Below are 26,178 nucleotides of genomic sequence, written 5' to 3'. Positions count from 1 at the left end.
TCAGAAGCTGCCCTTGACGCCCAGTGTGTATTGAACGCCGAAGTCCTGCGTGTTGTACTGGCGCGCATAGGACGGCGTGCCTTCATTGTAGTACCCCAGCACATAAGGCTCGTTCGTGATGTTGCGGGCGTTGGCAAACAAAGAAACGTGCTTTTGCAGGCGGTACTCGGCGTTGATATCTAGCTTCAGGCTGCCCTTCAGCCACTGGTAGGTGCCCGGTGGAACGCCCGATCCCGTGCGGGCAAGAAGCCGTTGATCGTCACGATAGATCCACTTGAGCATGAGCGAATACCTTGGGCGATTCAGCGAAACGCCCCACGAACCGTTCCTTCGAACAAAGGCGTTGAAATCCGCGATAGTTGAGCCCTCGAGATCGAGCGAGGTTCCATTGGCGAAAACTGACACGCCTCGGGCAAAATCAGGGAGGAAGGTGAGCTGCTGGCTGTAGTTGAGCTCGAGGCCAGTCACACGCGCATCTCCGACGTTCGTGGTCGTCAGAATATTGTAGCCGGCATATTCCGGCTCCAGTCCGAATTTCTGCAGAAGCTCCGGTGTCGCCGGCATGACGGATGCACCGAAGAAGTTGCTGAAATCCTTTCGAAAGACACCAGCCGACAGGACTCCCGCCTTTTGAAAATAGTACTCGAGCGACAAATCGAAGTTGTCGGCCTCCCACGGAAGCAATGCGGTGTTCTTCACCCTGATGTCCATGCTCGCTCCACCCAGATCCGGCAATACGGTGCTCGGAATGATGTTGCCAAAGTCAGGCCGACCAATCGTTCGCGCATAACTGGCGCGCGCAATCAGGTTGTCAGTGATCCTGAAGGAGGCATTGGCGCTTGGATAATATCCATCATAACTGCGGCTCACGTGGGCACCCCTTTCCTTGAACCGCAGCCGGGTTTGCTCCGTGGCATCGGTGGTGATGGGAACCGGCCGTCCGTTGGCGCCGAGGACCAGCTCCCCTTTCGCGTCGCGCTGGTAGATGGCATTGGCGTCGTTCAGCGGACCTTCACCGCCGGCCCTCGTGCGCTCATAGCGAACGCCGCCAACAACGAGCAGGCGTGACTTGAACAGGCGCACGTCGGCGCGCAGGTATCCCGCGCTCACAGATTCATCAATGTACTGCGAGCCATTCACTCTGCGTTGAATCGTGCCGTAGGGTCCGTTCAGCTGCTCCGCGAACTGATCGGGATGGGCTTTGAACAGTTCAAACATCTTGCTGCTGTCGATCCATTCGATGGTGCCAAATCCGTAGGGTGCGGCGACCGTGGAGAACGTTGTGTTCAGCAGCGGCCCTGCAGGTTCTCCGGTTGAATAGATGCCATCCGGTCCATTGTATCTCCAGACTGGAGCGGCCACCCGGATGTCACGGAGGTTCTGCCGGTAATCGAGCCCGAACTTTAGGGCGACCGGAACAGCAAGATGAAAATCACGCTTAAAGCTCGCATGAGCACCCCGCATCGTATCGGTCGCCTCGCTCTGGTTGGAGTTGACCTGCCCTTGATAACCAGAGTTGTTCACTGAGGTGGGCGTCGTTATGATTTGCTGGTTCGACAGCTTGAACGGATCGATGACGACCCCGCCCTTCGTGACAGTGATGGTACCCGGTCGATCGGGCCGGAGGTTGTCGAAGGCGATCGTTGCATTTGTGACTCCAGTTGTAACACCGTTAAAGAATCCTTCATCGATGTCGCGATAGCTGTTGTCAGAGCTTGAATGGTAGCCACCAGCCTCGATAGTCCATGTTTCACCCGTATGCCGATATGAAAGGCTCGGCTGCCAGGTGGAGCCCACCTTGCGCCGCCAGCCCGTTGAAGCGTAAAAGTTGCCGCGATTGGCCGCGCCGTATGAGAACGTGGGTCCAAACGAACTGATCAGCGACGTGTCGAACGTATAGTTTGCGATGTAAAAGTAGTTGTCGAACCGGCTGTATTGGCCGCGGAGGGAAATGACGTCCCTTGGCGACACCCGCCAGTCCGCCGTCAGCCCGACGGAACTTCGCTCCGTGGTCTGGGGTGAGGTCTGCACGCGATAGGAAGCCATATAGGGCGTGTCTCCCGTGACGGCTGCCGGCGAACCTCCCGGTATGCCGCCTGCCAGCGGAATCCAGTTGGTCTGCGACAGGGTCTGAGGATTGTAATTGCTCGAAAAGAGGCCCGTCACAACAAAGCCGAAATTGCGGCTGACAGGCTTGATGTAAGTGAAATCAAAGCCGGGTTTTGCCAGGTTCTCGCGCTTTCCGTCCGGTCCCATGGGGGAACTGCCAAGCTTCATGGCAGTGTCGTTCATGTTCATGTAGGCTCGATACGTAAACAGCGCCTTCGAGCGTTCGAAGGCGCTCTTGCTGACCATGTTCACCGAACCGCCCAGCGAATCCGCCGGCCTGTCGGGTGTGGCCGACTTTGAGACCTCGACGCGGGAGATATTGTTTATCGACACCTGCTCGAACTCGAACGTGCGCGAAGCGCTGCCCGATGCCGCCGAAGCCATTCGATTCCCGTCCATCGACACGGGGGTTGTGCTTGGCGGCAGGCCGCGCAACGAAATGGTTCGGGCTGCGGCGGCATTGTAGTCGACCAGAACTCCAGGAAGATACTTCAGGAATTCGCCAACATTCCCTTCCGTCACATCGCCATATTCGTCAGCGGCAACGACGTTCACGATGCCGGCTGCATAACGCTGCTCACTTATGGCGATGGCCTTGCCGTCCATTTCCCGGTTGGCCGCCACGGTAAACGCATCCATCATGATGGCTTTGCTTCCCTCCTGATCCGTGCGACCTCCGAACTCGACATCCTGCGTCACACTTTCTCCGGCACGGATCGTGACATTCAATTCCCGGGATGCCCATCCAACATAGGAGATGCGAAGGGTGGCTGTGCCTGCGGGCACATTGGAAAGCCGGTATTCTCCAAAGTCATTGGTCAGCGCCTCCCTATCGGAGCCGACAAGGGTGACTCTCGCGTTTTTCAGGTATTCGCCGCGGGTCGCGTCAAGCACACGGCCGTGGACCGCACCCAGAGACTCGGGGTTGGCCGGGTTCAGAACCTGGGCATCGACGGTCATTGTGCCGAGAAAGAGGCTGGCAAACGCGCCGATCAGACGTCTGACGCCGGATGTTGAAGTCGCAGTGGAGTGCATGGAGTTTGTGCGAGGATGTGAAATGGAAGGCTGTTTCAAGGCAGCGGATGGGGGTTGGTGGTTCTCAAAATTCCGAGTACCCTGCTTCCTTGCAGGGCTGCTCACGTTTTCAGCGGGCACGATGCGCACCGCTCGCATTTTCATGTTCGGCACAGCCTTCAGCCGCGAGTTGGCAAGCAGACGCTCGATCGCCTCCTGGGGCGTCAGAAGCCCCTTAACCTCGTTCGTGGTGACACCGGCGGCCGTGCCAGTCAGGAACAGCACCTCCCAGCCTGATTGTTTGGAAAACAGCCTGAGCGTCTGTTCAGCGTTTCCGGCGGGCAGGGCAAAGGTGATGGCGGAGGAATCCGCCGCGAGCAGCCCCCCTGGAAGCATCCTCAGCCCCAGGAAAAAACCGAGCAGCCTTGCAATGGACGCAATGCGAGGAAGCGTTGGGCGATTGTGAAATCCGAAAGACCGCATCGGGTGATTTACGGTTGATCAAGACGGACGGACACCACAAATCCCGCAAAAGAATTTGCAGGGATCGGGTTTCAAGCGCGTTTCGCACCGTGCATCCCCGAAACACGGACGCAAAACGTCTCCTATCTGACTTCTCGGAGAACTATCTCAGTCGCACTCACTCGCCGGGTTGAAATCCGGTGGCCTTCCTCCAGCAGTGCCAGGAGCATCTCCACATTGTCAGCACGCATGGTTCCGCTCAGCCTTATCCGGCCCAGCTCCGGATCGGAAAGGATCATCCGTACGCCACTGTAACGGGTGACAAGCGGAAGAATCTCCTGAAGCCGCGTCCCCGAAAACTCCAAGCGCGGAACCCGCCACGCCATGCATTCGTTGATCTCGTCCCTGGACAGGCTCCTCGCCCTGGGCTCCGAGTTCATTCCCGATTCAACGACCAGTCTGCTGCCAGCATCGACAAGGGTGCGCGGCCGCTGTGCAGTCGGCTGCTGTGGCGGAAGAGACAATGCCACCGGGCTTGATTCCTCGACCGCAACCCGCCCCTCCGTCACCAGCACATCGACGGCAGTGACACCACGCTCGACTGAAAATGCTGTTCCAACCGCCTCCACTTGAAAACCACCAGCCACAACGACAAAGGGTCTTAGTAGATCGTGCGCAACCTTGAAGTGGGCTTCACCGTGGCGAAGATACACACGTCTGTTGGTGCCGCGGAAGTCCACACTGATCTCCGCATTGTCCTTGAGCTCCACCTCCGAACCATCAGGAAGCACCTGATGTGACGGAGCGGACATGATTAGCGTAGCCATCGGGGCACCGCCTCTCACCTCCGATGCCGGAGTTTGCTCGCGCCAGAGAAATCCGGTGAAAAGCGCTGCCAATACTCCGGAGACCAGCAGCAGCGTGCGACGACGACGGTTTCTGCGGACGTAAGCATCCGTAATCCGCAGCAGAGTGTCCGCTGCGCCAATGCGCACCGCCCAATCAATTGGATTCATCGATTCGCCCCCGGCTGGCATGGAACCGGGAGACGCGGGCGCCTTACGTTTCGATTGGTTGTCAGCGCTCATCCCAATAGGAACTGCTGGCTCCCCTCTTCCGAAGATACGCCTCACAAAACCTCATGCCTCTTGCAAGCTGGCTCTCCACCGTTCGTTCGGAAATTCCAAGCTGAGCGGCCACCTGTTTCTGAGACAGGAGTCTGAGACGCCGAAGCACGACAACTTCACGACGACGTCTTGGCATTGCCGCCAGCGCTTGAGCCAGTAGATCGATGACTTCATGGCTGCCCAAGGCCTCGGCGGCGTTGGGCCCGCTGTCGGCGATGAGCAGATCTCCAATATCAACCTGACGATCCAGTCGAGTGCTGGCGGTGCGTCGAATCGCATCGATCGCGAGGTGACGTGCAATTTGAAACAGGAAGGACTTCGCAGAGGAGACAGGGCGGGCAAGACGTGCCCTCCAAATGCGCAAATATGACTCCTGCACCATGTCATCGATGTCGCGAATGGCGGGAAATGAGCACCGCAGATAGGTTCGAAGCGAAGGCTCGTGAGGCAGCACTTCATTCCGGAACCACTGGTTCTGATCGGGGTTCGGTACTTGCTCACTGATCATGAGATCGCGGATTGGGGAAACGCTCAGCGAGCGAGGAAGGCAAGGCGTGGAGAGTAATTTCCAGAAAGGCGAGCCGATAGTGTCCTTTGCGAACATTCGAAACTTGTGACGTGAAACAATGCAAGCCGTGAGAATGACGACGCGACCCTCCATTCGATCGGATGCATTCGAATCCCTGCACCCCGCACCCAGGGAGCACTTCAGCCGCTTGCGGCTGAAGTCAAGTCGGCCGCAATTCAGCGCTTCGCCGGATCGCGTTCCTGCGCCATGAGGAGCAGAAGCGGATCCTTGATCTCGCGCTGCCAGGCATACAGCCGCTCCTGGAGCTCCTGCTTCACCGACGGAATGTCCAGCCCGTCCGCACGTCCGCCAGCGCGCCCGGGTCGGTAAAGGTTGTACTGCTCCCCAGGATCATTCTGAAGATCGTAGAGCTCGTCGAGCTCCAGACTCAGGTAGTGCCTGACAAGTTTCCACCGCGAGGTGCGGATCATGCGCATGTGGGCCAGGCCTCCGCTGATGAGATCATACTGTCCGAACATCGCATCGCGCCAGGTTACTTCCCCGCCGCGCAGCCGCGGGGAGAAATCGGCGCCGTGCTGCCGGCTGCCAGAAGGCACGGGCACTCCCATCAACCCGAGAACCGTCGCAAAATTGTCCACGCTTGAGAAGGGCTCCGACGCCTGCGAACCCGCCGGAATGTGCCCGGGCCAGCGCACAATGAAGGGAATGCGTATGGTCTCCTCAAACATGTTCGGGCGTTTCGTGTTGTGCGGAATTCCCGGAAACATCCACCAGGCGTTTCCCTTCGTATGCAGGCCGTGTTGGCCAATCATGTATCCGTGGTCGCTCGTGAAAACCACGATGGTATTGTCCTGGAGCTTCAGTTCCTCCAATCGCTTCAGCAACCGTCCCAGGTTTCGATCCACCGCGTGCACCGAAACTAGATACTCGCGCGTGTATTGATCCACCTCCTGCTGATCTAGCCCGGGAAACTTCGCGCCGGCCACCTCCCTCCCCCTGTAAGCCTCCTGATCAACCTCCGGCATCGGCGTGTACTTCAAATGAGGTTCGCGGAAATGCAGCAGCAGCGCAAAGGGATGCTCGCGATTCTTCTCTATGAAACCGATGGCATGATCCGTGAGGATGTCGGAGATCGGTCCCTGGAAGGTCCGCACCGTGCCGTCCTGCTCAAGCGGCGGATTCATCGGAACGTTGACCGCTCCCATGTATCCGAAAAACCAGTCAAACCCCTGGTTCGTGGGGTGAAACTGCGGCTGTGTGCCGAGATGCCATTTGCCTGACAGTCCCGTGACATATCCCTGCTGCTGCAGCACCTCCGGCCAGGTGAGCGTCTCCGGAGGCAGTCCGAAACCAGCCGCCACCTCCGAGCCCGCAAGGAAATCCGTGATGCCGACCTCGGTCCCGTAAAGCCCGGTCAGAAAGGTCGCCCGGCTCGCCGAACACACCGGCGACGGCACGAAGGCGTTGCGGAGCAGCACGCCCTCGCGCGCAAGCCTGTCAATGTTCGGCGTCACCGCCTGCTTGTTTCCATAGGCCCCGACCGACCAGGTTGCCTGGTCATCGGTCATGACGAATACAATATTGGGCCGCCTTGCGCCGCCCGTCTGTGCGGAACACTCGCGTGCGGTTGCGACAAACGAGGCGGCAAGGACGACGATGAGAAGCTGGGTTCGAATGGACATTTGGGCTGCGTGGATCGGGGACGGAGCGTCAACGACCACCTCGCTCGCATCCTACCAGACTGCATCGCCGTCCGTCTTCATCGCTGACGGAAATTTTCGTCCTTCAAACGGAATCAACGAAATTTGCGGCATGTCGCGCCGGCCCGGCGTAGCAAGCACCCGGACCGCAGCGCAGGCGCAACCACGCGCACGGCAGAGGTTGCACCACGAAAAGGCACGCGGGAAATGACACGGGGCTGAGGCAGGGGAATGAGCACGCCTCAGCACAGTGAGCCCAACTGCCTGCTCAAGACTGCGCCCCCTGCAGCCTATCGCGTAGCAATCGCAGCGACGACCATCGACGAAATCCACATTTCAGGCACCGCCTTTCTCTGTGGAGCCGATGTGGTGGCCAGCGATGATACGCCCGTCTGTCCGGCCGGCTGTCATCCGGACAGCCGGCGCGCATTCAGGACGTGCCGTCACCCGCCCCGGCCAGAGACCAGGGCGCTATTGCTTTTCAGCGTCTGAGCCGGACTTCGGAGCGAGCTTGCCGGCGGCCTGCTTAGCCAGCCAGGTTTCGTAGCCTTTTGCCCGCCCGCCGACGTACTTGTAGGTGTCGAAGACCGCAGCTTGATCCGTAACGCGCGGGTCTCCCTCCTCGTGCAGCAATTGCATCATGCGCTCCCGCATCTGCCGCACGGTCGCCGCGTAGACGGGATCGGCCGCCAGATTGTCCACACATCCCGGGTCGTCTGTGATCCTGAAAAGCTGATCGGCGGGGCGCTTGCCGAACGCGAGTTCGTAATAGTGTCCACCGATGGCCTCCAGCAGGGATTTGCTCGGGCTGGGATCCACATTGCCAAAGTCCGTTTCCGGATTCCCCGCAGGCCAGCGTTCGGGTCGAAAGTTGCACACATACAAAAACTCGCGCGTGCGCAGCGCGCGCACCGGGTACCCCAGGTCATGCGGCCGTCCGATGTCATGCCGCTCCTTTCCCACCAGCATCTCGTCCCTGTTCTCGATCCATCCGGACTCCGGAGACCGCAGGATGGCGCTCAGGCTCGATCCGGTCATCTGGGAATGCACCGGAACCCGCGCCAACTCGAGAAAGGTGGGGGCAAAATCGCGCACATTGATGAAATCCGCGACAGTCCGCCCCGCCTTGATCGTCTTCCCCCAGCGCATCGCCAGAGGAATGTGAAACGCCTCCTCAACGATCTGGCCCTTCACATAGGGGAAGGGCATGCCGTGGTCGGATGTCACGATCACCAGGGTATTGTCCAGCTGCCCCGCCTTCTCCAGCAGTTCCAAGGCGCGCAGGACATGCGAGTCAGCCCACTCGACCTCGCGCGCATAATCGGCCAGGTCCTCGCGCACGACGGGTGTGTCGGGAAGATAGGCAGGCACCCTGACATCCTCGGGATGGATGCCGAACTTTCGGCCCGATCCCGGCTCGTAGGGACGATGGGGCTCACGGAATCCCATCCAGAAAAAGAAGGGCTTGTCCTTCGGACGCTTTGAGAGGAAGTCCTCGAAATTGCCTGCATAGTCATTGGCATTGATTCCCTTGTTGGGAGGCTTGTGCGTGCGTGTGTCAAACGATGGCCCAGCCGGATTCCGCTTGAAGCCCGCGAGGGTTTCAAAGTCGCCCGGTCCCCATCCCTTGCCCGTCAGCCCGATGAAATAGCCCGACCGTTCGAGCAGGTCCGGAAACACGACGAAACCGGCGGGAAAATAGCCGTTGTGCGAAACCGCCTCTTTCAACTGCCAGGTGTTCCGCCCTGTGAGAATGCTTGCGCGACAAGGACTGCACTTGGGATTCGAGGTGAAGGCATTGTCGAAACGCACGCCTTCGCGCGCCACGCGGTCGAAGCCGGGAGTGCGGATCCACGGATTCGAGTAACCCGTCGACTGCCCCGCGCCACCCCAGTCGTCGAAGATGATGAAGAGGATGTTCGGCCGCTCCGGTGGAGCCGCCGGAGCGGCTGCCAATTCGCAGCGGCCCCCCATGACAAGCGCCAGCACGATCGCCAGCCATCCGAATCGCGAACGGGAGATTGCAGTCATGAGTCTTCGCGCATCAGGTCTTGCGCACGTTGAAGGGAGCACCGTCGCCAGGCAGGGCGGCATGGTCGGCGGGCATGCCGACATCGTCGCCTCCCTCAAAGTCCTCCGGCCTCGGCGCGAGCGAAAGGTTGTAGAAAGGCGAGGCCGGCTCGTCCATGAGCTCACGCCACCGCACCATCTTTCCGGTGTAGGCGGATATGCGGCCCAGGATCGCCGTCATCGTGGCTTCGGCGACCTCACGGGCGCGATTCTCAGGCTTTCCGTCCAGCACGCCCTTGATGAGGTCCACGTGTTCCTGCACCAGCGCGTTCTCACTGAGAACCTCGACCGCAGGCACCTTGACTTCCCGCCCCGAGAGTTTTCCCCCGCCGAAGACCTGCCCCTCCGTTCCTCGGAAGAACTCCCCCACCCGGTTGTAGCAGCCGGAAATCTGCCGGCACTGGCTGTGAATGTGCACACCGTCGCCGTAGTCGAAATCGACGCTGAAAAAATCGTACTGGTTGCCCGTCTCCCGCCTCAGCCGGCCTCCATAGCCAAGCGCCGCCACGGGCACGCGCCCGATGAACCAGTTGGCCACGTCGACATTGTGAACATGCTGCTCGCAGATGTGGTCGCCGGAGAGCTCGGTGAAGTTGAGCCAGTTCTCCACGAGGTACTCGCGGTTCAGAAGACCGGGCTTCCGGTGCACAATCCAGGGCACCTTGCCGTCCCAGGAAACCGTGCCGCCAAGAATGGTCCCGATGGCGCCGGCTTCGATCTGCGCCTTGTTTGTCAGGTAGGCGATGTCGTGCCGTCGCTGCGTGCCGGCCACGAGGCACAGTCCCTTCGCGCGGGCGGCTTCGCCGATCTCAATGACCTTGCGCACGCCGACGGGATCGACGGCGACGGGTTTCTCAAAGAAGACATGCTTGCCCGCGGCAACCGCCGCGGCCAGATGCAGCGGGCGGAAGACCGGCGGTGTCGCGAGCAGCACATACTCGGCATCCGACTCCATCACCCGCTTGTAGGAGCTGAATCCCGAGAGCACCCGGCTCTCCGGCAGCTTGTGGCTCTCGGCCACCCGGCGGGCCTTGTGCTCAAAACAGTCGGCGACGGCGACAATGTCGACCTCGCGCCCCAGCAGCTTCGCCGCGTCGATGAAATTCCTGAGCGCCCCGCCACCACCTGAACCCGCGCCGCGACCGCCGCATCCTATGAGCGCCACCTTCAGTGACCCTCCTTTCGGCGCGGCATGCGCCACGTTGAAAAGGGATGCGCCGGCGGCAAGCACGGCTCCGTGCTTCAGGAAATCACGACGGGAGGAGGGCTGGTTCATGTGGTTTGTGGAGGCTGGGTTAAAGATTCAGTTCTATGGTCTGGCCGTGGATTCGCGTTTCGATTCGGGCATCCAGGCGCCCGCTTCGACACGCCATTGCGCCAGACGAGCCCGCAACTGGTCAACCCTTGAGGTTTCCCGTGCCGCGAGATCGACCTGTTCGGAAGGATCATTCGCCAGATTGTAGAGCTCGATGTGCCCGTCTTCAAGGTATTCCAGCAGTTTCCAGTCGCCCATGCGAATCGCGCTCACGGGACGCGTGGTTTGATAGGTGTGCGGATAATGGAAGTAAAGCGCCTCGCGCGGCAAATGACCGGTCGGGTCCCTCATCAAAGGATGAAGATCAATGCCATCCACAGCGGTGGCGGACGCCTCCCTGCCCGCCAGGGTTGGAAAAAGGTCCGCGAGCCATACCGGCTCCTGACACACTCCGCCCGCCTTGGATATCCCAGGCCAGCGGATGATCAATGGCACGCGTATGCCACCCTCATAGAGCGCGCCCTTTCCGGAGCGCAATGGGGCGTTGCTCGTCGTCGCAGCCCTCTCGCCACGGGGTTTTCCAATGTAGCCGCCATTGTCACTTGAAAAAATCACCACGGTGTTCCTGTCCAATCCGCGCTGCCGAAGATGCTCGAGGACCCGCCCGACATTGTCGTCCAGATTCCTGACCATCGCGGCATAGGTTGCGTTCTGGTGATGCGACCCGGGGCGAATTCTCGATGCAGCGCGCTCGATGTCGGGAGCCTTGGCTTCAAGGGGGATGTGCACCCCATAGTGGGCAAGGTAGACAAAAAAAGGCTGCCCCGCCGCGCGATCCATCACACGCATGGCCTCGTCCGTGAGGCGATCGGTCAGGTATTCGCCGGGTTTGCCAAATCCGAGGTCGGGAACATAGCGAAATTCTGTCCTCCTCAATTCACCGGTGGGCGAACGTGATTCCATCATGCCTCGATAGGGCCACCAATAGGTCGGCGGCGCGCCCCAGTGGGTGCCGCCGATATTGATGTCGAATCCCTGCGTTTCAGGCGCGTGTGATCCATCCCCGAGATGCCACTTGCCCACGATCGCGGTGAGGTAGCCGGCATCATGCAGCCGCTCCGCAAGCGTGACTTCCGAGAGGTCGAGATCATGGCGCGATGGCGCATCGAACGGTCCCGCATTCGCAGGCCGGTTCAGCGCCCTTTCGATCCAGACCGTGATGCCGACCCGCACCGCGTGGCGGCCAGTGAGGAGCATCGCCCGGCTGGGCGAACAAACCGACATCGCATACGCCTGATTGAAGCGCACTCCTTCGCGCGCGAGTCGATCGATGTTCGGTGTCTCGATGACGTCGGCGCCCTGGCAGCTGAGATCGGCCCAGCCAAGGTCGTCAGCCAGTATGAGCACAATGTTCGGTGCTGAATTCTGCGCGGCAGTCAGCACCAGGCCTGCCGACAATGCGGCAAGCATCACGACGAAGATTCGGGACATGCGCGATGGGGTCACTCCGCTACGTTATCACAAGCCCGGATCTGTTGTCGCGCTTGCCTGTGGAAATTCAGTTGCCGACAGTGGAATCTCGATGCGCTTTGCCGCGGCGCCTGCGCGGCGGTTCATGCTCACCCATCGCCTCCAGAAAGCTTGCAAGATCCGTCATGTCCTGTGCGCTTAAGGCGGTCTCCAGACCTTCCGGCATGAGCGAACGATCGGTCGCGGTCATGGTTCGGATGTCGCTGCGCATAAGCGTCTGGGTGGAACCATCCAGTCCGGCCAGCGTGACGCTGTTGCCCGCCTCACCCGCCAGCATGCCGGCTAGCGTGCGGCCATCCGTCATTTCAATCGTGTGAAGCTGGTAGCGTCCCTCGACAACACGATTCGGGTCGAGCACATGCGTGACAACGTAGGGTGCGCTCCGATCCGCCAGGCTCGCCAGGTCCGGACCTATCTCCCCTCCGCCGACAGAACCCAGTTTGTGACAGGCGGCACAGACGTGCGTGAAGACTTCCCGGCCGTGCGCGGAGTCACCCTTGAGAGCGGCCATTGCATGGAGGTAGGCGTCGATCACATGCTGCCGGTCGCGGTTCGTGCTTGCGTTCAACACCCGCCGAGCCCGCTCCGCCATCGAAGCGTCCACATGCCCGGTCAGCAGCGACCGCTGCCCGACCGTCAGGCGCTGAAGCATCGACGAATCCTTCTCCAAGCCATCGAGCAGCAACGGTGTCCAATCCGGGCGGTTGATCAGGCTGTCGAAAATGACCTCCTGAACCCTCGGGCTGCACTCGGCCCAGGTTTTTAGAAGCAGGTGCGCCACACCTGCGCCGGGCAACTGTGCCATGCGGTTGACCGCCGCAATCTGCACATCGAGCGGCGTCTGCACCTCGGAAAGCAGACCCGCCAGTAGGGCGACATCCGAAGTCCGTCGCGAAGGCACTCGCCCGAGCAGTCGCGTCGCCGCGCTTCTGCGCGACGCATTCGCGCCAGGGTCGCCGGCCACCTTTCCTGCCGCATCAATAACCTCAAGCACCGCAGGGCTGGCCAGCGACGAATCACTCCTCGTCTTCTTCGACCTCACATCGAGAAAACGTGCGAGCGACTGAAACTGCTCCTCAGGAAACGCCGGCTCGCGGCTGGCGGTGATGATTGCGCACATGCGATCGGCGACTTCGGCGTCACCAGCGGCCGCCAGGTCAATCAACGCCGGCTCCACCGGCTGTGCGGGCGGGAGTCCCGTGAGAATTTCGCGCAGATGCGCGGGTGCCGAGCACATCGCCGCAGCCTTCACAAAAACATCCTCTTGCGCGCTCAGAAGCCGCAGCAGGGCGCCGCCTGGTCCGGATCCCCGCCAATAGCCGAGTGAATAGCCCAGTTGCTGCCGGACAAACGGATCAGGGTCCCCGGCCAGGTGAATCAGTGGCTCCACCAGGGATGAATCTCCCGCAAAACGTTCCGCCAGGCGGATCGCCTCGCGCCTCACTCCGGGATGCGCATCCCCGAGCGCACGACGCACCTGCGCAACCGTGAGTTTTCCGGCGAGATCGAGCGTGCACAGGACCTGCACACGCGTTGCCGGCTGCGGATGATCAAGCAGGCGTTCCAGATCCTCCGTCGGCCACGCCGATCCGCGCCAGGCCCATTGCTGCTGCGCGAGGTCCCGCAGGACCCCGCTCGGACTGGTCAGCGCCCGGGCCAGTTCCGACGGGCCGGCCTGGTCCAGGCGCGGCACCGCGCGAAGCGCCGCACCCCGCCGCCGCACGCGATAGATTCGCCCCAGCTGCGAACCCTGCCTCAGATCACCCAGCAGGGCGAGCCAGGCGGCCGGGATGTACTGCGGATGCTCGATGTATTTCCGGTACATGTCCGGGATGTACAACGCTCCATCGGGACCCGCGCGCGCGCTCGTGAAACGCGACCAGTTGTCCGTCGAGGCAAGAAACTCGGACTTTTCCTCACCAGGCACCCGGTGACTGCGAAACGTCGCCCCGTGAGACGAAAGGATTTCCCGATGCACGAGGTTGTGAACCGGCTCGCACACAAAGACGTTCCCGGAATATGCGTCTCCAAGCGCGTCATCCCGCAGCACCATCACGCTGCAGGCGGAGGTGAAGGCATTGTAGTGTCCCGGGCTGTTGAACCGCGCCAGCGTGCGACTGCGCGGATAGACGGGCGCGGCACCGGGAATCTCCGGAACGGTCACAATGGGATTCGGCGGCACCAGGCTGGGGTTGCGGCGCAGATACCGGTCCTCAAGCGCGTAGTGCCACACCGGATTCGCATTGTTGCACCCGAACCAGTTACCCCAATCGTCCCTGTTTCGCCCAAACTGGGAACGTCCCGTCAGCGGTTCGGCCCCGCCATCATCCGGCCGTATGCGCACATCGCGCGTCATGTCGATGGCAACCCCTGTTTGTTTTGAAGTGATTGTCCCGCGAGTGCCGCCATTCGCGAGATAGACCCAGCCATCGAGTCCCCACTGCAGGCCGTTCGCCTGGTGCTGCTGATTCCCCACGCCCAGTCCCGTGAACAGCACCCGGCGGTCGTCGGCCCGCCCATCGCCATCGGTGTCGCGCAAAAGCAGCAGTTCGGGAGCCGCGATCACCAGCACGCCGTCCCGCCAGGGCATCACCGCGGTCGGGAAGCGCAGGCCTTCCGCGAACAGCGTCGATTGGTCAAAGTGGCCGTCGTGCCGCGTCGATTCGAGCACACGGATGCGTCCGCCGGCCCCCCCCTTTCCATCGGCGCCCAGCGGATAATCACCCATCTCAACCACCCAGAGGCGCCCGTCTGCACCCCAGGCCAGGTCAATCGGATCCTGCACGGCGGGCTCCGCGGCAACCAGCTCGACCACGAGATCGTCGGGGACGCGGATGGCCGCGAGCGACTCCTCCGGCCGCAGCGCATCCGGAAACACCACCCTCTCCTTCGGCGGTGCAAGCGGCTGCGCCCAGCCTGCTGAAGCAAGACATCCCGCCGCAATGACCAGTGTCGCGATCCGTCCGGTTTTCATCGCCGCGCCTTTGAATGGAAGCTCCGGTCAACCTGCGAAAGAACCTCCGAGACCACCCGATCCTCCGTGCCGATGGCAAGCCGGCACGGCCAGCCGTACTTGGGCATGTTGCCATCGACCTCGTATCCGCCTTCTGAATACAGACGCCGGGATGCGACATAACACGGCACCGCGTTGCTGTAGGCATTGATCCACACCCGGCCGGCATCCAGTTCGCGCTTCAGTCGGAGGGAATAGTCGGCCACCATCTCGCCCCCGAGAAAAATCATGCTGAGATCATCGCCGAATCTCCAAGTCTGCACCGGCAGCGGCACCTCTTCGATCACGCCCCGCTTGTCCGGTGCATCGAGCGGCAGGCTGATCACGCGGTAGGTTGCGGCCGTCACTCCAGTCAGCGGCCGCATGTCGGAATTCGCAAGGTGCCCGACCTCCGCCGCGATTTCCCGCCCGCGCGCCTTCGCTTCCGCAGTCGATCCTCCTGGATACGGACGCGCATCTCCGGCGCATCCCAATGCCACGAGCGCGATCGCGCCGGGAAAGGCCGCCTCTATCTGCGAGGCCGCCTCGCCGGCCCAGTCGGAATGCACGATCATGTCGCCACCATTGGTGGTGCAATGGCAGGCGTAACTCGTGAAGACCGCGCGCTTCCCGCCATCGTCCCCGACCGCCACCATGACCGGCAGGCTGCGATCAGCCGGGCCATTGGGCACCATCCCGAATCCCTTCCATTTTCCATGCTCCAATTCGCGGCGATTGACGGCAAAGCCGGCATATCCCTCGGCCCAGGACAGATGTGCGGGCTTTCTGTCACGCAGCGCCGCCTCCGCCACCTCCTGAAGGCGACCCTGCAGCCAGGTGGCGTAGCGCACAATCGCCTTCCACTCCGCATCGGAGGCGCCCTTGCGCGAACCGTCCAGCAGCCCTTCAATGACCGGGCCGCTGTGCGTGTGTATCGCGCACACCGCGATCCGATCGCGCGGCAGCCCATGGCTGCGAGCGAGAGCCGATGCGAGTTCGTCGCTGATTTTTGCAGTGATGCCAACGAGTTCGACGGTGACGATCAGCGCCGTGTCGGGCCCATCCCCCAGGGCGAGCGCCCTCGCCTGAAGTGGCTTTTCCACTTTCCAGTTCACGCCGCGGCGCTTCGCATAGCCCGCGAGGCGGATCGGCTCCTGCGGCGTGATGTCAATCTTCGCAACCCCGACCGCAACGGTCTGATCGGCGGCCAGCCCGTTTGTCACCGGACCCGCCGTCAGGCAGATCAGGAGGCAGGACGCCACACAGCGAATCTCAGCAGTCAGTCTCATGGGTAATTCCTCGATTGTTTGCGGCCACCCGTGGCCACGCATGGATCTGCGAAGCGTAGCGCACCGAAACCGGCGCGTATTGAGGCGGCGCGGAAAAGCATGTTGCAACCATGGAATGTGTGCGGAGCCGCCCACGGCGTTCCGCCTGCGTGTCCTCAATTTCCACCCGGACGGAAGACTTTTAGGAACAGAATGGCTAGACTTCGCCTCTCAACAGGAATCCGATTTCACCCATGCGCCCTGCACCCCTCCTCTCCATCATCTCACTCGCCATCGCCACGGTCACCTCGCTGCCCGCCGCGGACTGGGTCTCCCTCTTCGATGGGAAATCCCTGGACAACTGGGTCGTGCACGGTGGCAATGCAACCTTCAAGGTGGAGAACGGAACTATTGTCGGCACGACCGGAAGCAAGGGGACCATCAACACCTTCCTCTGCACGCGGCGCGACTACGCCGACTTCGAGCTGGAGTTCGACGTCAAGGTCGATGACGAGCTCAACTCCGGGGTGCAGATTCGCAGTCACATCTTCACGAAGGACACGCCCCAGCCATCCGGCGGGAGCCGCATCCGCGTTCGGGGGGAGGTCTACGGCTACCAGTGCGAAATAGCGGCCAACGAAAAGGGCACGTCCGGAAACTTCTGGGACGAGGCGCGCTGGACCAAGTGGCACGACGATCTTTCAAAAAAGCCCGGAACCGCAGCCGCGTTCAAGGCTGGCGAATGGAACCACTACCGCATCGTCGCCAGGGGCGACCACATCCGTTCATGGGTGAACGGCATCGCCTGCGCGGATTTTCATGACAGCGAGGACGCCAGCGGTTTCATCGGCCTCCAGGTGCACCGCATCCGGTCCGACATCGGTCCCTTTCACGTCCGCTTCCGCAACCTGAGGATTCGAGAGATCGGCAAATAGTCGCGGCGACGACTGCCGCTCAACCCGGCCCGCTTCCCGTCAGGATCGCCTTCTGCATCCGCATCAGGAGAGAGCGCCTCCTGCAAGCGACAGACCATCCGCCGTCCATTGTCCCGCATGGCCAGTCCGGGATTGCTTTCAGATTTTCCGCGGGCAGCATCCGCGGACTTATCCTCCCATGAAAACAATCCCACTGACTCCATTCCTTCTTGCCGCCTCGTTTTTCGTCGCGCCGGTCCGGGCCGATGAGGTTGTCGACAATCTCAAGACAGGCATAAGTGCGTATGAGTCCTCCAACTACACGGAGGCGCTTCAGGCAATCGACTACGCAGGCCAGCTCATCCGCCAGAAGAAGGGCGCCGTTGTCGCGGAACTGCTTCCCAGTGCGCCTTCCGGATGGACGGCTGAAGAGGCCGAGTCCGATGCAACCTCCGGTGCGTTCATGGGCGGCATGGTTTCCGCCAAACGAAGCTACAACAAGGGCGACTCTCACGTCACCATTCAGATCCAGTCCGATTCGCCGCTTCTCCAGACCATGACCATGATGTTCTCCAATCCCGCCCTGATCGCCAGTTCGGGGGCGAAACTGGAGACGATCAAGGGGCAGCGGACGGCGGTGAGCTACAAGAGCGGCGACAAGGGCGGCGACATCAAGGCCGTCGTCGACGGCCGCTACCTCGTCACCATCGAAGGCAGCCAGCTGAGCCGCGAGGATCTCGTCTCGTTCGCGAGCGCGATCGACTTCTCCAAGCTGGCGAAACTCAAGTAGCCGGCCTGACTCCACCATCTCCGGCAATTCCACGCGCCCGTGCATCCGACGCACGGGCGTTCTTGTCGCCGCGACTTTCCTCAGCCCGACGGCGCGCCCTCCTTCAACACGGCCTCAATCGCGCGGAACTTCAGTTCCGTTTCCGCAAACTCCTGATCCGGCTCGGATCCCGCCACAATGCCGGCCCCCGCGTACACCCGGGCTGTCACGCCGTCAACCAGCGCACTGCGGATTCCAACAAGAAACTCGCCTCCGCCGCGCGCATTCACCCACCCGAGCGCCCCCGCATAAAGGCCCCGGGGGGTCGGCTCGATCTCCGCGATCCGCGCCACCGCGCGATCGCGCGGCGTGCCTCCCACGGCCGGTGTCGGATGCAATGCGGCCACGACGTCCAGCAGCCGTGCGCCGGAAGGCAGGTCAACCCGCACCGGCGTGCACAGGTGCTGGACATTCGCCAGTCTCCGCAGGCCCGGCCGCACGCCTTTTTCAAGGGCCACCCCCAGCGGCGCAAGCCGCCTCGCGATCGAGTCGAAAACGAGCGCATGCTCGCGCAGATCCTTTTCGCTGCGAAGCAAAGCCGCCGCCAGCGCCGCATCCTCGCTCGCGCTCCCTCCCCGGCGGATCGAACCGGCCAGAGCCTCCGTCTCCAGCACGCCCCGGCTCACCCTCACCAGCCGCTCCGGGCTCGCGCCGATGAAGCTGCGTCCGGATCCATCCCCGACCGAGAACGCATGACACTCGGGGAAGCGCTGACGGAGCTCGTTGAGAAGCCGCAGCGGATGTATCCGGTTTTCAGTGACGATCTCCTTCGCGCGCGCCAGCACGATCTTTCGCACCTCGCCCGCCTCGATCAGTTCCAGCCCCCTCCTGACAGCTTCACGATAGTCGCCGACCTCGCGGGTTGAGATCCGCTGAACGGGCGCCTCCGGCGCCGGGCCCACCCGCAGGGGGGCAAGGGGATAGTCAAACGCGGCGAATTTTCTGTGCGCCCTCCACACGCGCTCGGCAAGGGCCGCCGGATCGCTCTCGGCTGAGACAACCAGATTGGCGACGGCCGTCGTGACATCACCCGCACGGGCCACCTGCCAGCGCGGAACAAAAACCCGCGCAGCGGGAAACGGTTCGTCCGGCGATACCGTGTCGTGGAAGGCGAATGCCGCGAAGCAGTGCGGGCCGCCAAACGGCGCCGCAACATCGCCCACCGCGACCGCATGCTCCAGGGTCTCGTCAATGAACGCCTGAATGTCGGCAAATCGATCCGCCCCTGAGGATTCCCGCGAGACGACCGCCTCCGCACCGGCGATCGCCGCCCCCATCCGGGGATTCTCCGCATAGAAATGCAGTTCACCCGGCTCGTAGATCGACTCCAGCACCGCAAGAGGATCCAGCGCGTCCACCGTCACCGTGATGCTGACAAGCTGCGCGCGCCCCCGGCTCCGCGCCGCATCCTGGCACCGCGAGATGAACGCCCTCAGCGCCTCCGGTGTGGCGTTTTCCGTTGGATTGAGCGGCAGGATCGTCACGCGTCGATGAGCCGGAATGCCTCGCCGCTATTTCGATCCGGCCTTGGACTCCTGCGGACGGGGAAACAGGATCGCGGATGCAGCAACCGCGTTTCCAGTCAGCCGTTCTCCCCACGCGAGTTCATCAAGCCAGTTCGCCGCGGGGGCATGGGCCAGCACCTCGTTGATCTTCCGCGTTGTCGTCGGCATCACGGCCGCCAGCGCCGCCGCCGCCAGGCGCAGCGCCTCGGCCATGGTTGCCAGCGAGGTCCGCAGCAGGGCCTGGTCTCGGGGCTCGGAGGACTTGCCGAGTTTCCAGGGCGCACGCAGCTCGATGTAGGCATTGGTGGCGGTGACAAACGCAAGGATGCGTTCGAGCGCGACATGAAACTGGTAGCCTTCATGCAGCGTGATCATCTCGTCGCGGGTCCTCCCCCACAGGGCCTTCAGGTCGGCCTCGGGAGCGTCCTGAACCTCTGCGGCCGGGAGTTTTCCAGCCGCGAAACGATTGGTCATGTTCAGCGTGCGATTGACCAGATTCCCAAGGTTGTTCGCGAGCTCCGACGTGTAGCGGATCAGGAACTGTCCGTGGGAAAAATCGCTGTCCTGACCGACGCTCATCTCGCGAATCAGGAAATAGCGAAGCGCATCGACCCCGAACTTGTCGGCATATTCCGCGGCATCGACAAAATTGCCCGTGCTCTTTGACATTTTGGAGCCGTTGATCGACCACCACCCGTGCGCCAGGATCGACTTCGGCAGCGGCAGCCCCGCCGCGTGGAGCATGATCGGCCAGTACACGGCATGCGGCGGAACAAGGATGTCCTTGCCGATCACATGCACACTCGCCGGCCAGACACCCGGCTTGTCGGCAACGGCCGAATAGTAGTTCAGCAGCGCGTCAAACCAGACGTAGGTGACGTAGTCCGCATCAAACGGAAGCGGAATCCCCCACTCCAGGCGCTCGCGCGGCCGGGAAATGCACAGGTCATTCAGCGGCTCCTTCAGGAATTCCAGAACCTGCTTCGCCCGATATTTGGGAAATATGAAATCCTCGTTCTTTTGAATGAACTCCACCAGCCAGTCCTGATACAGCCGGAGTTTGAAGAAATAGTTCCATTCCGTGATTTCGGTGACTTCACCAAAGATCTCCGGCCACGACCCGTCGGCATTGCGGTCCTTGTCCTGCAGGAACTGCTCCTGGCGCGTGGAATAGAACCCCTTGTACTCGCCCTTGTAGATCTCCCCCTTGTCGAAGAGCCTCTGCAATATCTCCGCGACCACCTTCTTGTGCCGCGGTTCGGTCGTACGAATGAAGTCGTCATTCGAGATATTGAGCTTCGCACACAGGGCCACAAATTCCGCGCTGACTCGGTCAACGAATTCCTGTGGTTCAAGTCCTTGTTTACGCGCCGTTTGCTGCACTTTCTGACCGTGCTCATCGGTGCCCGTCAGAAACCATACCTCGTCGCCCATGAGACGACGGAATCGGGCGATGACGTCGGAAAGCACCTTCTCATAGGCATGGCCGAGATGGGGCGATCCGTTCACGTAGTCGATGGCGGTCGTCAGATAGAAATTTTTCATGGACTGAGTCGATCATAGGAAAGCACGGCGCGAAGAAAGTCGAAGATTTTGCTAAAAAGCGTGCCTTAAGGCTTTGCGGTTGTGTCCCGATAATATCGGGGACCAGTTTTTCCTCGATCAGCATTTCCTGCGCGCCACCGCACCTGTCCCGTGTCACACTCACGCCTAACATTCAAATATCGCGCCATGCCTCTGCCGGCGTTTCCCAGGCGTGATTTCAAACCGTCGTACTCAAAGGCAAGGACTGACGTGTCTGACTCTCCTCCAGACGTCGTGGTGGTGATTCCGGTTTACAACGAGGAATCCGTCATCGTCGACGTGCTCGCGGAATGGAGAAAGGAACTCGCGCGCACCGCCCCGCGCTACCTCCTGCTGGTGATCAACGACGGATCGAGGGACGGCACGCTCGACGCCCTCATGGCCCTCAACTGGCCGGACCTGCGCATCCACAACCAGGAGAACCGCGGTCACGGCCAGAGCTGCCTGGTGGGTTATCAGGAGGCGGCCAGTATCGGCGCCGAATATGTTTTTCAGATCGATTCCGACGGACAATGCGACCCCTCCGCCTTCCGCTCCATCTGGGAGCGCCGCAAGGATGCGCCTGCGGTGTACGGACGCCGCGTCCGGCGCGACGACGGATTCGGCCGCAGGATCGTCACGACAATCCTTCGCTGGTCTCTCAAGTTGAAGCAGCGGACCCGGCTGAACGACACCAACGTGCCCTACCGTCTCTACCACACGCACGTCGCGGCGGAGGCCGCGCAGCAGGTGCCCTCGAATTTCGATCTCGCCAACATCGCCGTCGCGCTGCTCCTCGAGCCCAAGGGCTACATCGAGGTCCCGATTCATTTTCGCGACCGCGTCGGCGGGCACGCCTCGGTTCGCTACTGGGGCTTCGCCCGCAAGGCTCGCAAATTGTTCCAGGATCTGGATACACTTTGATCGATGTCCGAATCCTATGATTACGTCATAGTCGGAGCCGGATTCTCAGGCCTCGTCCTCGCCGAGCGTCTCGGCGCCGCGGGTCATCGCTGCCTTGTCATCGAAAAACGCGATCACATCGGCGGCAACTGCCATGATCGCACCGACCGCAACGGGCTGCTCTACCATGTGTACGGTCCCCACTATTTCCGCACCAACGCCCCGCATGTGCGCGACTACCTGGGCCGGTTTACGGAATGGCGCGAGGTGCAGTACCGCGTCCAGGTTTATACCCGCGAGCGCTACTGGAGCTTCCCCGTCAACCTGAACACCTACCGCCAGCTCTGCGGAAACCCGCGGGCCACGGAGGAGCAGTTCAAGGCGTATCTCGCGGAGCGCGCCCTGCCGATCGCCAGTCCCGCAAACTCCCGCGAGGCGATCCTAGCCTCGGTGGGCGAGGAACTGTACGAGCTTTTTTTCCGGGGCTACACAGCCAAGCAGTGGGGGCGGCCCGCGGAGGATCTCGACCCGTCCGTATGCCGCCGCATTCCCTGGCGCAGCACCGTCGACGAGCGCTACTTCACCGACGAATTCCAGGCGCTGCCCAGCCGCGGTTACCACCCCATGTTTGAGTCGCTGTTCGATCAGTCGCGGGCTGCGCTTCGACTCAACACCGACTACCGCGAAATCCTGCCGCGGCTGACCTACCGGCACCTGATCTACACCGGGCCCATCGACGAGTACTTCGATCACCGCCACGGCCACCTTCCCTATCGCACGGTGCGCTTCAACCTGGAGGAGCAGGCCGCGGACCACACGCCCCACGGCCTGCTGCAGCCCGCGCTTCAAGTGAACTATCCGGGCCCGGAGCCCTTCACGCGCACGGTTGAACTCAAGCACATCACCGGGCAGGCGAGCCGCTTCACCAACATCGTCCGCGAATTCTCCGAGGAATATCGCTTCGGATGCAACGATCCGTACTACCCCGTGCCCGGCCCCGAGAGCCAGCTCCTCATCGAGAAGTACCGCGAACTCGCCGAACGCCAGACGAACGTCACGTTCATCGGGCGCCTCGCGCAGTACCGGTACCTGAACATGGACCAGGTGGTCGCCGCCGCGCTGCACACAGCGGACAAACTCATTGCGTCAGGCCCATCGCCATCCGGCCACCCCCGCACGACCGTCGGCTATTCCAAGGCCCTGGCCGGAGTCTGAGCGACGCCGGTACCGAATCAAACCCACTCGGCGGACTGGCCATCGGACTGGGCGGACTGATCGATCCCCGGGTGCTCGGCGTGGGCTATGAAACCATCCACGGCCTGATGCGCGGCAACGTGCTGATGGGGGCCCTCGTCAGTCTGCTCGTCGCCAAGAGCCTCGTGTGGGCGATAGCCCTGGGCTCCGGCACTTCCGGCGGAGTTCTGGCCCCGCTTCTCATGATGGGTGGCGCACTCGGCGCGATGATCGGCCTGCTGACCGGCATCGGCGATCCCGGACTGTGGAGCATGGTCGGCATGGCCGCGATCATGGGCGGCACCATGCGTTCGCCGCTCACCGGCATGATTTTCATCCTCGAGCTGACACACGATCTCAACGCCCTGCCAGCCCTCATGATCGGCAGCGTCGCCGCACTCTGCGTGACCGTTCTCCTTCTCCGGCGCTCCATCCTGACGGAAAAACTTGCGCGCCGCGGCCAGCACATCGCCCGCGAGTACAGTGTGGACGTCTTCGAGCTCATGCGTGTGCGCGACGTCATGGACCGAAAGCCGCCCCTTGTGTCCGCCGACACCACCGTCGCCACCCTCGCCGATCGCATTGCCCGCGGCGATCCCGCCGTCGCCACACGCCAGGGAACCCTCATCGTGGACGCGGGTGGATCTCTGGTCGGCATCATCACGCGCAGCGATCTAATGAAGGTCATCCAGACCGGCGCCGCCGCCCGAACGACAGTGCTCGAAGCAAGCAGCAGGGACCTCGCCGTAACGCACGCGGACGTCACCCTGCAGGATGCCATCGGCCTCATGCTCAAGCGGGGAATCGGGCGGCTGCCGGTTGTTGACCGCGATCATCCGTCGCGGCTTGTCGGCTACCTCGGTCGCGCGGATATCCTCGCCGCCAGGCTTCGACGTCAGGAGGAGGAGGAGCGGCGCGAGCGAGGGCCGATACTCGGCCGCGACAAACAGGAATCAGAAAAGCGCTGACATCCCCTCTCCAGGCAGATTCTCATTCACACTGATTCCTTCAGCTTCATGCCAATTTCCGAGTTCACCCGCCGCGAATTCATGACGATGACCGCCTCGATGCTCGGTGCCGCCGCAGTCGCGAGGGCCGCATCGCCGGACGCGGAGCCCATCATCGACATCCATCAGCACGTGCCCTACAGCGGCCGCACCGCGAAGCAGTTGCTCGCCCATCAAGCCGCAATGGGGATCTCGTTCACCATCCTGCTTCCCGCGGGTTCACGCTTCGGACTTGCCGCGGGTGTGAATCCCTATCCAGAGACGAAAGCGCTGGCCGAACAGTATCCCGACCGCTTCCGCTGGTTCGCCAATGAGGTGAGCGACCAGCCCGACGCCATCGAGGTCATGCGGCGTCAACTGGAGGCCGGCGCAATCGGCATTGGCGAGCAGAAGTTTGATGTCGACTGCGACTCCGCCTCCATCGAGCGCGTCGCCGCTCTCGCACGGGAATTCGGTGTCCCCGTCCTCCTTCATTTCCAGCAGGGAACCTACAACCATCATCTCGAGCGCTTCCCTCGCATCCTGGAAAAGTTTCCCACGGTCGATTTCATCGGGCATGCGCAGACGTTCTGGGGAAACATCTCGAAGGATTATGACGAATCGGTGCTCTATCCCAAGGGCTCCGTCAAACCGGGCGGCCTGACCGATCGCCTGCTCTCCGAGCACCCCAACATGTATGCCGATCTCTCCGCCGGGTCCGGTTATCAAGCCTTCATCCGCGATGAGGATCACGCGCGTGCCTTTTTCGCGCGACACCAGGACAAGCTGCTGTATGGGAGCGACTGTTCCGATCCGGTCGGTCGGGGCCCGGCGTGCTCCGGTTCGCGACAGATACTCTCTGTGAAACGATTCGCTCCGAGCAAGCTTGCTGAGCGAAAGATTCTCTATGGAAACGCCCGCCGCGTGCTGAAGCTGACACACCTGCCATGTCCCGATCCCGCAAGTCCAAGGTAGACAAGAACGGCATCGTGCAGATGGCCGCAAGTCTCGGCGTTTCGCCATCCACGGTGTCGCGCGCGTTGCGGCCGGAAACGGCGCACCTGGTCAGCGAGGAACGGCGAAGGGAGATCCTCGACCTCGCGGAGCGCATGCAATTCTCGCTGAACGTCGGGGCGCGCATGCTGCGCAAGGGCATCACGACAACCCTCACCGTGGTTGTCCCGCTCGACGAGAACATCTTCTTTTCCGAATTCTACGGCCGCTTCCTCGCCGGCATCCTCCACGCGGCCGCCGCGCGGGGCTGGGGCGTGCAGATTTCAACACTCCATCGCAAACCGGGCGCGAGCTTTCGGGAGGCCATGCAGCACCTCGGAGTGAACTCCTCCGGCCTCATCTACCTCGCGGAGCCGCTGACCCCGCGCGACGTCGCCGAACTCAAGGGCTACCGCCAGCCATTCGTGCTCGTCAAATCGTCGGTCCCGCTCTCGGCCCGGATTTCCGATCTGGGTGTCCCGGTCATCGGGGTGGACAACGTCGCCGGCGCACGCTCGGTGGCGAGCCTGCTGCTGCAGCTTGGGCACAGCAAAATCGGGCTTCTCCTGGGGCCGCACGGCTCCCGTGACGCCCACGAGCGCAGGCAGGGATACCTCGAAATCCTGGAGAAAGCGGGTGCCCGGCCTCATCAGGAATGGATTTACGAAGGCCCCTTCAGCGCCGAAACCGGACGTGCCGGGCTCACCCAATTCATGAGGGGACAAGACCGTCCGACAGCAGTCTGCTGCGCCAACGACGAGATTGCGTTCGGTGCCATCAATGCCGCTCACATGTCCGGGCTCAAGTGTCCGGACGATCTGTCCGTGGTCGGCTTCGACGATGGAATCTGGGCGACCGCCTGCCAGCCGGCGCTGACCACCGTGCGACAGCCGCTGTCGGACATGGCCGAGCGCGCAGTCGGCCTTATCGTTGAGGCCGCCGCGACCAAGGGCCTGCCTGCAAGCGTTCCGGTCGACGATATGCCCGCTCCCATGATGATCCGGGACTCGACCAAGCCCATCAGGCATCCGGAGCGATAACAAGTGCAGCAAACGTTTGCAGCGCATCTGGCAAACCGCGCCTGAGATCGCGCATTTGCCTAGGAAATTCAATTTTGAGTGAAATTTTCCTTGCGCTGCAAACGTTGTCATCATTCGATGCGCAAGTCCTCCTCTGCAACGACACCCAATACCCTG

General features: G+C 62.0%; 17 protein-coding genes and 1 pseudogene. 7 read left to right on the top strand and 11 right to left on the bottom strand.

Translation table 11 applies throughout. The annotated features are described in order from the left end of the window. From HS122_12470 to HS122_12430, 9 genes are all read right to left on the bottom strand, one after another. Positions 1-3,606, bottom strand: a complete 3,606-nt coding sequence (locus HS122_12470) for a TonB-dependent receptor (protein MBE7539212.1) — start codon at positions 3,604-3,606, stop codon at positions 1-3. Positions 3,607-3,728: 122 nt separating this feature from the next. Further along, a complete protein-coding gene (locus tag HS122_12465; protein ID MBE7539211.1) occupies positions 3,729-4,601 on the bottom strand; it encodes a FecR domain-containing protein in 873 nt (290 codons plus the stop codon). A gap of 61 nt (positions 4,602-4,662) precedes the next feature. After that, positions 4,663-5,220: an RNA polymerase sigma factor gene (locus HS122_12460; protein MBE7539210.1), complete on the bottom strand. Its 558-nt coding sequence runs from the start codon at positions 5,218-5,220 to the stop codon at positions 4,663-4,665. Between the two features lie 236 nt (positions 5,221-5,456). Continuing rightward, entirely contained in the window at positions 5,457-6,923 is a 1,467-nt protein-coding gene (locus HS122_12455; GenBank protein MBE7539209.1) for a sulfatase-like hydrolase/transferase, read from the bottom strand. A gap of 489 nt (positions 6,924-7,412) precedes the next feature. Continuing rightward, positions 7,413-8,915, bottom strand: a complete 1,503-nt coding sequence (locus tag HS122_12450; GenBank protein ID MBE7539208.1) for a sulfatase — start codon at positions 8,913-8,915, stop codon at positions 7,413-7,415. A gap of 70 nt (positions 8,916-8,985) precedes the next feature. Beyond that, positions 8,986-10,287, bottom strand: coding sequence for a Gfo/Idh/MocA family oxidoreductase (locus HS122_12445; GenBank protein ID MBE7539207.1), 1,302 nt, complete (start codon positions 10,285-10,287; stop codon positions 8,986-8,988). A gap of 33 nt (positions 10,288-10,320) precedes the next feature. After that, on the bottom strand, positions 10,321-11,757 hold the full coding sequence (locus HS122_12440) for a sulfatase (GenBank protein MBE7539206.1): 1,437 nt from the start codon (positions 11,755-11,757) through the stop codon (positions 10,321-10,323). Between the two features lie 67 nt (positions 11,758-11,824). Then, on the bottom strand, positions 11,825-14,770 hold the full coding sequence (locus tag HS122_12435) for a HEAT repeat domain-containing protein (protein MBE7539205.1): 2,946 nt from the start codon (positions 14,768-14,770) through the stop codon (positions 11,825-11,827). Next, complete coding sequence (locus tag HS122_12430; protein ID MBE7539204.1) at positions 14,767-16,077, bottom strand: hypothetical protein; 1,311 nt, start codon at positions 16,075-16,077, stop codon at positions 14,767-14,769. Before HS122_12430 ends, HS122_12435 begins: the two co-directional genes overlap by 4 nt. A 233-nt stretch (positions 16,078-16,310) precedes the next feature. On the opposite strand from HS122_12430, the gene HS122_12425 reads away from it, so the two are divergent. Beyond that, positions 16,311-16,991: a DUF1080 domain-containing protein gene (locus HS122_12425; GenBank protein MBE7539203.1), complete on the top strand. Its 681-nt coding sequence runs from the start codon at positions 16,311-16,313 to the stop codon at positions 16,989-16,991. A gap of 178 nt (positions 16,992-17,169) precedes the next feature. Further along, positions 17,170-17,760 (top strand): hypothetical protein, encoded by a 591-nt coding sequence (locus HS122_12420; GenBank protein MBE7539202.1) that lies wholly within the window; start codon positions 17,170-17,172, stop codon positions 17,758-17,760. An 80-nt stretch (positions 17,761-17,840) separates the two neighbouring features. Here the strand turns inward: HS122_12420 and HS122_12415 are convergent, their stop codons facing one another. Continuing rightward, entirely contained in the window at positions 17,841-19,283 is a 1,443-nt protein-coding gene (locus HS122_12415) for an isochorismate synthase (GenBank protein MBE7539201.1), read from the bottom strand. Positions 19,284-19,310: 27 nt separating this feature from the next. Then, the gene (metG, locus tag HS122_12410) at positions 19,311-20,849 is read right to left on the bottom strand and encodes a methionine--tRNA ligase (protein MBE7539200.1); all 1,539 of its coding nucleotides are present in this window, start codon (positions 20,847-20,849) and stop codon (positions 19,311-19,313) included. A 249-nt stretch (positions 20,850-21,098) separates the two neighbouring features. Here metG and HS122_12405 point away from each other — a divergent pair, with 249 nt between their 5' ends. From HS122_12405 to HS122_12385, 5 genes and pseudogenes are all read left to right on the top strand, one after another. Beyond that, the gene (locus tag HS122_12405; GenBank protein ID MBE7539199.1) at positions 21,099-21,791 is read left to right on the top strand and encodes a glycosyltransferase family 2 protein; all 693 of its coding nucleotides are present in this window, start codon (positions 21,099-21,101) and stop codon (positions 21,789-21,791) included. Positions 21,792-21,794: 3 nt separating this feature from the next. Then, entirely contained in the window at positions 21,795-22,985 is a 1,191-nt protein-coding gene (glf, locus tag HS122_12400; GenBank protein ID MBE7539198.1) for a UDP-galactopyranose mutase, read from the top strand. Between the two features lie 26 nt (positions 22,986-23,011). Next, positions 23,012-23,971 (top strand): annotated as a pseudogene (locus tag HS122_12395) (chloride channel protein). A 48-nt stretch (positions 23,972-24,019) separates the two neighbouring features. Then, positions 24,020-24,964, top strand: coding sequence for an amidohydrolase family protein (locus HS122_12390; GenBank protein ID MBE7539197.1), 945 nt, complete (start codon positions 24,020-24,022; stop codon positions 24,962-24,964). Then, positions 24,937-26,022: a LacI family DNA-binding transcriptional regulator gene (locus tag HS122_12385; protein ID MBE7539196.1), complete on the top strand. Its 1,086-nt coding sequence runs from the start codon at positions 24,937-24,939 to the stop codon at positions 26,020-26,022. Before HS122_12390 ends, HS122_12385 begins: the two co-directional genes overlap by 28 nt. Positions 26,023-26,178: the final 156 nt, after the last annotated feature.

It is taken from the genome of Opitutaceae bacterium (genome assembly GCA_015075305.1).
GTDB lineage: Bacteria > Verrucomicrobiota > Verrucomicrobiia > Opitutales > Opitutaceae > UBA6669.
Note: the sequence above shows the minus strand (reverse complement) of the source record. Positions and strands in the feature narration are given on the sequence as shown.

Coding starts and splice junctions, on each gene's coding strand:
- HS122_12470 (MBE7539212.1), bottom strand. CDS start 3,606: ATGCGGTCTTTCGGATTTCACAATCGCCCAACGCTTCCTCGCATTGCG.
- HS122_12455 (MBE7539209.1), bottom strand. CDS start 6,923: ATGTCCATTCGAACCCAGCTTCTCATCGTCGTCCTTGCCGCCTCGTTT.
- HS122_12440 (MBE7539206.1), bottom strand. CDS start 11,757: ATGTCCCGAATCTTCGTCGTGATGCTTGCCGCATTGTCGGCAGGCCTG.
- HS122_12460 (MBE7539210.1), bottom strand. CDS start 5,220: ATGATCAGTGAGCAAGTACCGAACCCCGATCAGAACCAGTGGTTCCGG.
- HS122_12445 (MBE7539207.1), bottom strand. CDS start 10,287: ATGAACCAGCCCTCCTCCCGTCGTGATTTCCTGAAGCACGGAGCCGTG.
- HS122_12385 (MBE7539196.1), top strand. CDS start 24,937: ATGTCCCGATCCCGCAAGTCCAAGGTAGACAAGAACGGCATCGTGCAG.
- HS122_12450 (MBE7539208.1), bottom strand. CDS start 8,915: ATGGGGGGCCGCTGCGAATTGGCAGCCGCTCCGGCGGCTCCACCGGAG.
- HS122_12425 (MBE7539203.1), top strand. CDS start 16,311: ATGCGCCCTGCACCCCTCCTCTCCATCATCTCACTCGCCATCGCCACG.
- metG (MBE7539200.1), bottom strand. CDS start 20,849: ATGAAAAATTTCTATCTGACGACCGCCATCGACTACGTGAACGGATCG.
- HS122_12430 (MBE7539204.1), bottom strand. CDS start 16,077: ATGAGACTGACTGCTGAGATTCGCTGTGTGGCGTCCTGCCTCCTGATC.
- HS122_12435 (MBE7539205.1), bottom strand. CDS start 14,770: ATGAAAACCGGACGGATCGCGACACTGGTCATTGCGGCGGGATGTCTT.
- HS122_12465 (MBE7539211.1), bottom strand. CDS start 4,601: ATGAATCCAATTGATTGGGCGGTGCGCATTGGCGCAGCGGACACTCTG.
- HS122_12390 (MBE7539197.1), top strand. CDS start 24,020: ATGCCAATTTCCGAGTTCACCCGCCGCGAATTCATGACGATGACCGCC.
- HS122_12420 (MBE7539202.1), top strand. CDS start 17,170: ATGAAAACAATCCCACTGACTCCATTCCTTCTTGCCGCCTCGTTTTTC.
- glf (MBE7539198.1), top strand. CDS start 21,795: ATGTCCGAATCCTATGATTACGTCATAGTCGGAGCCGGATTCTCAGGC.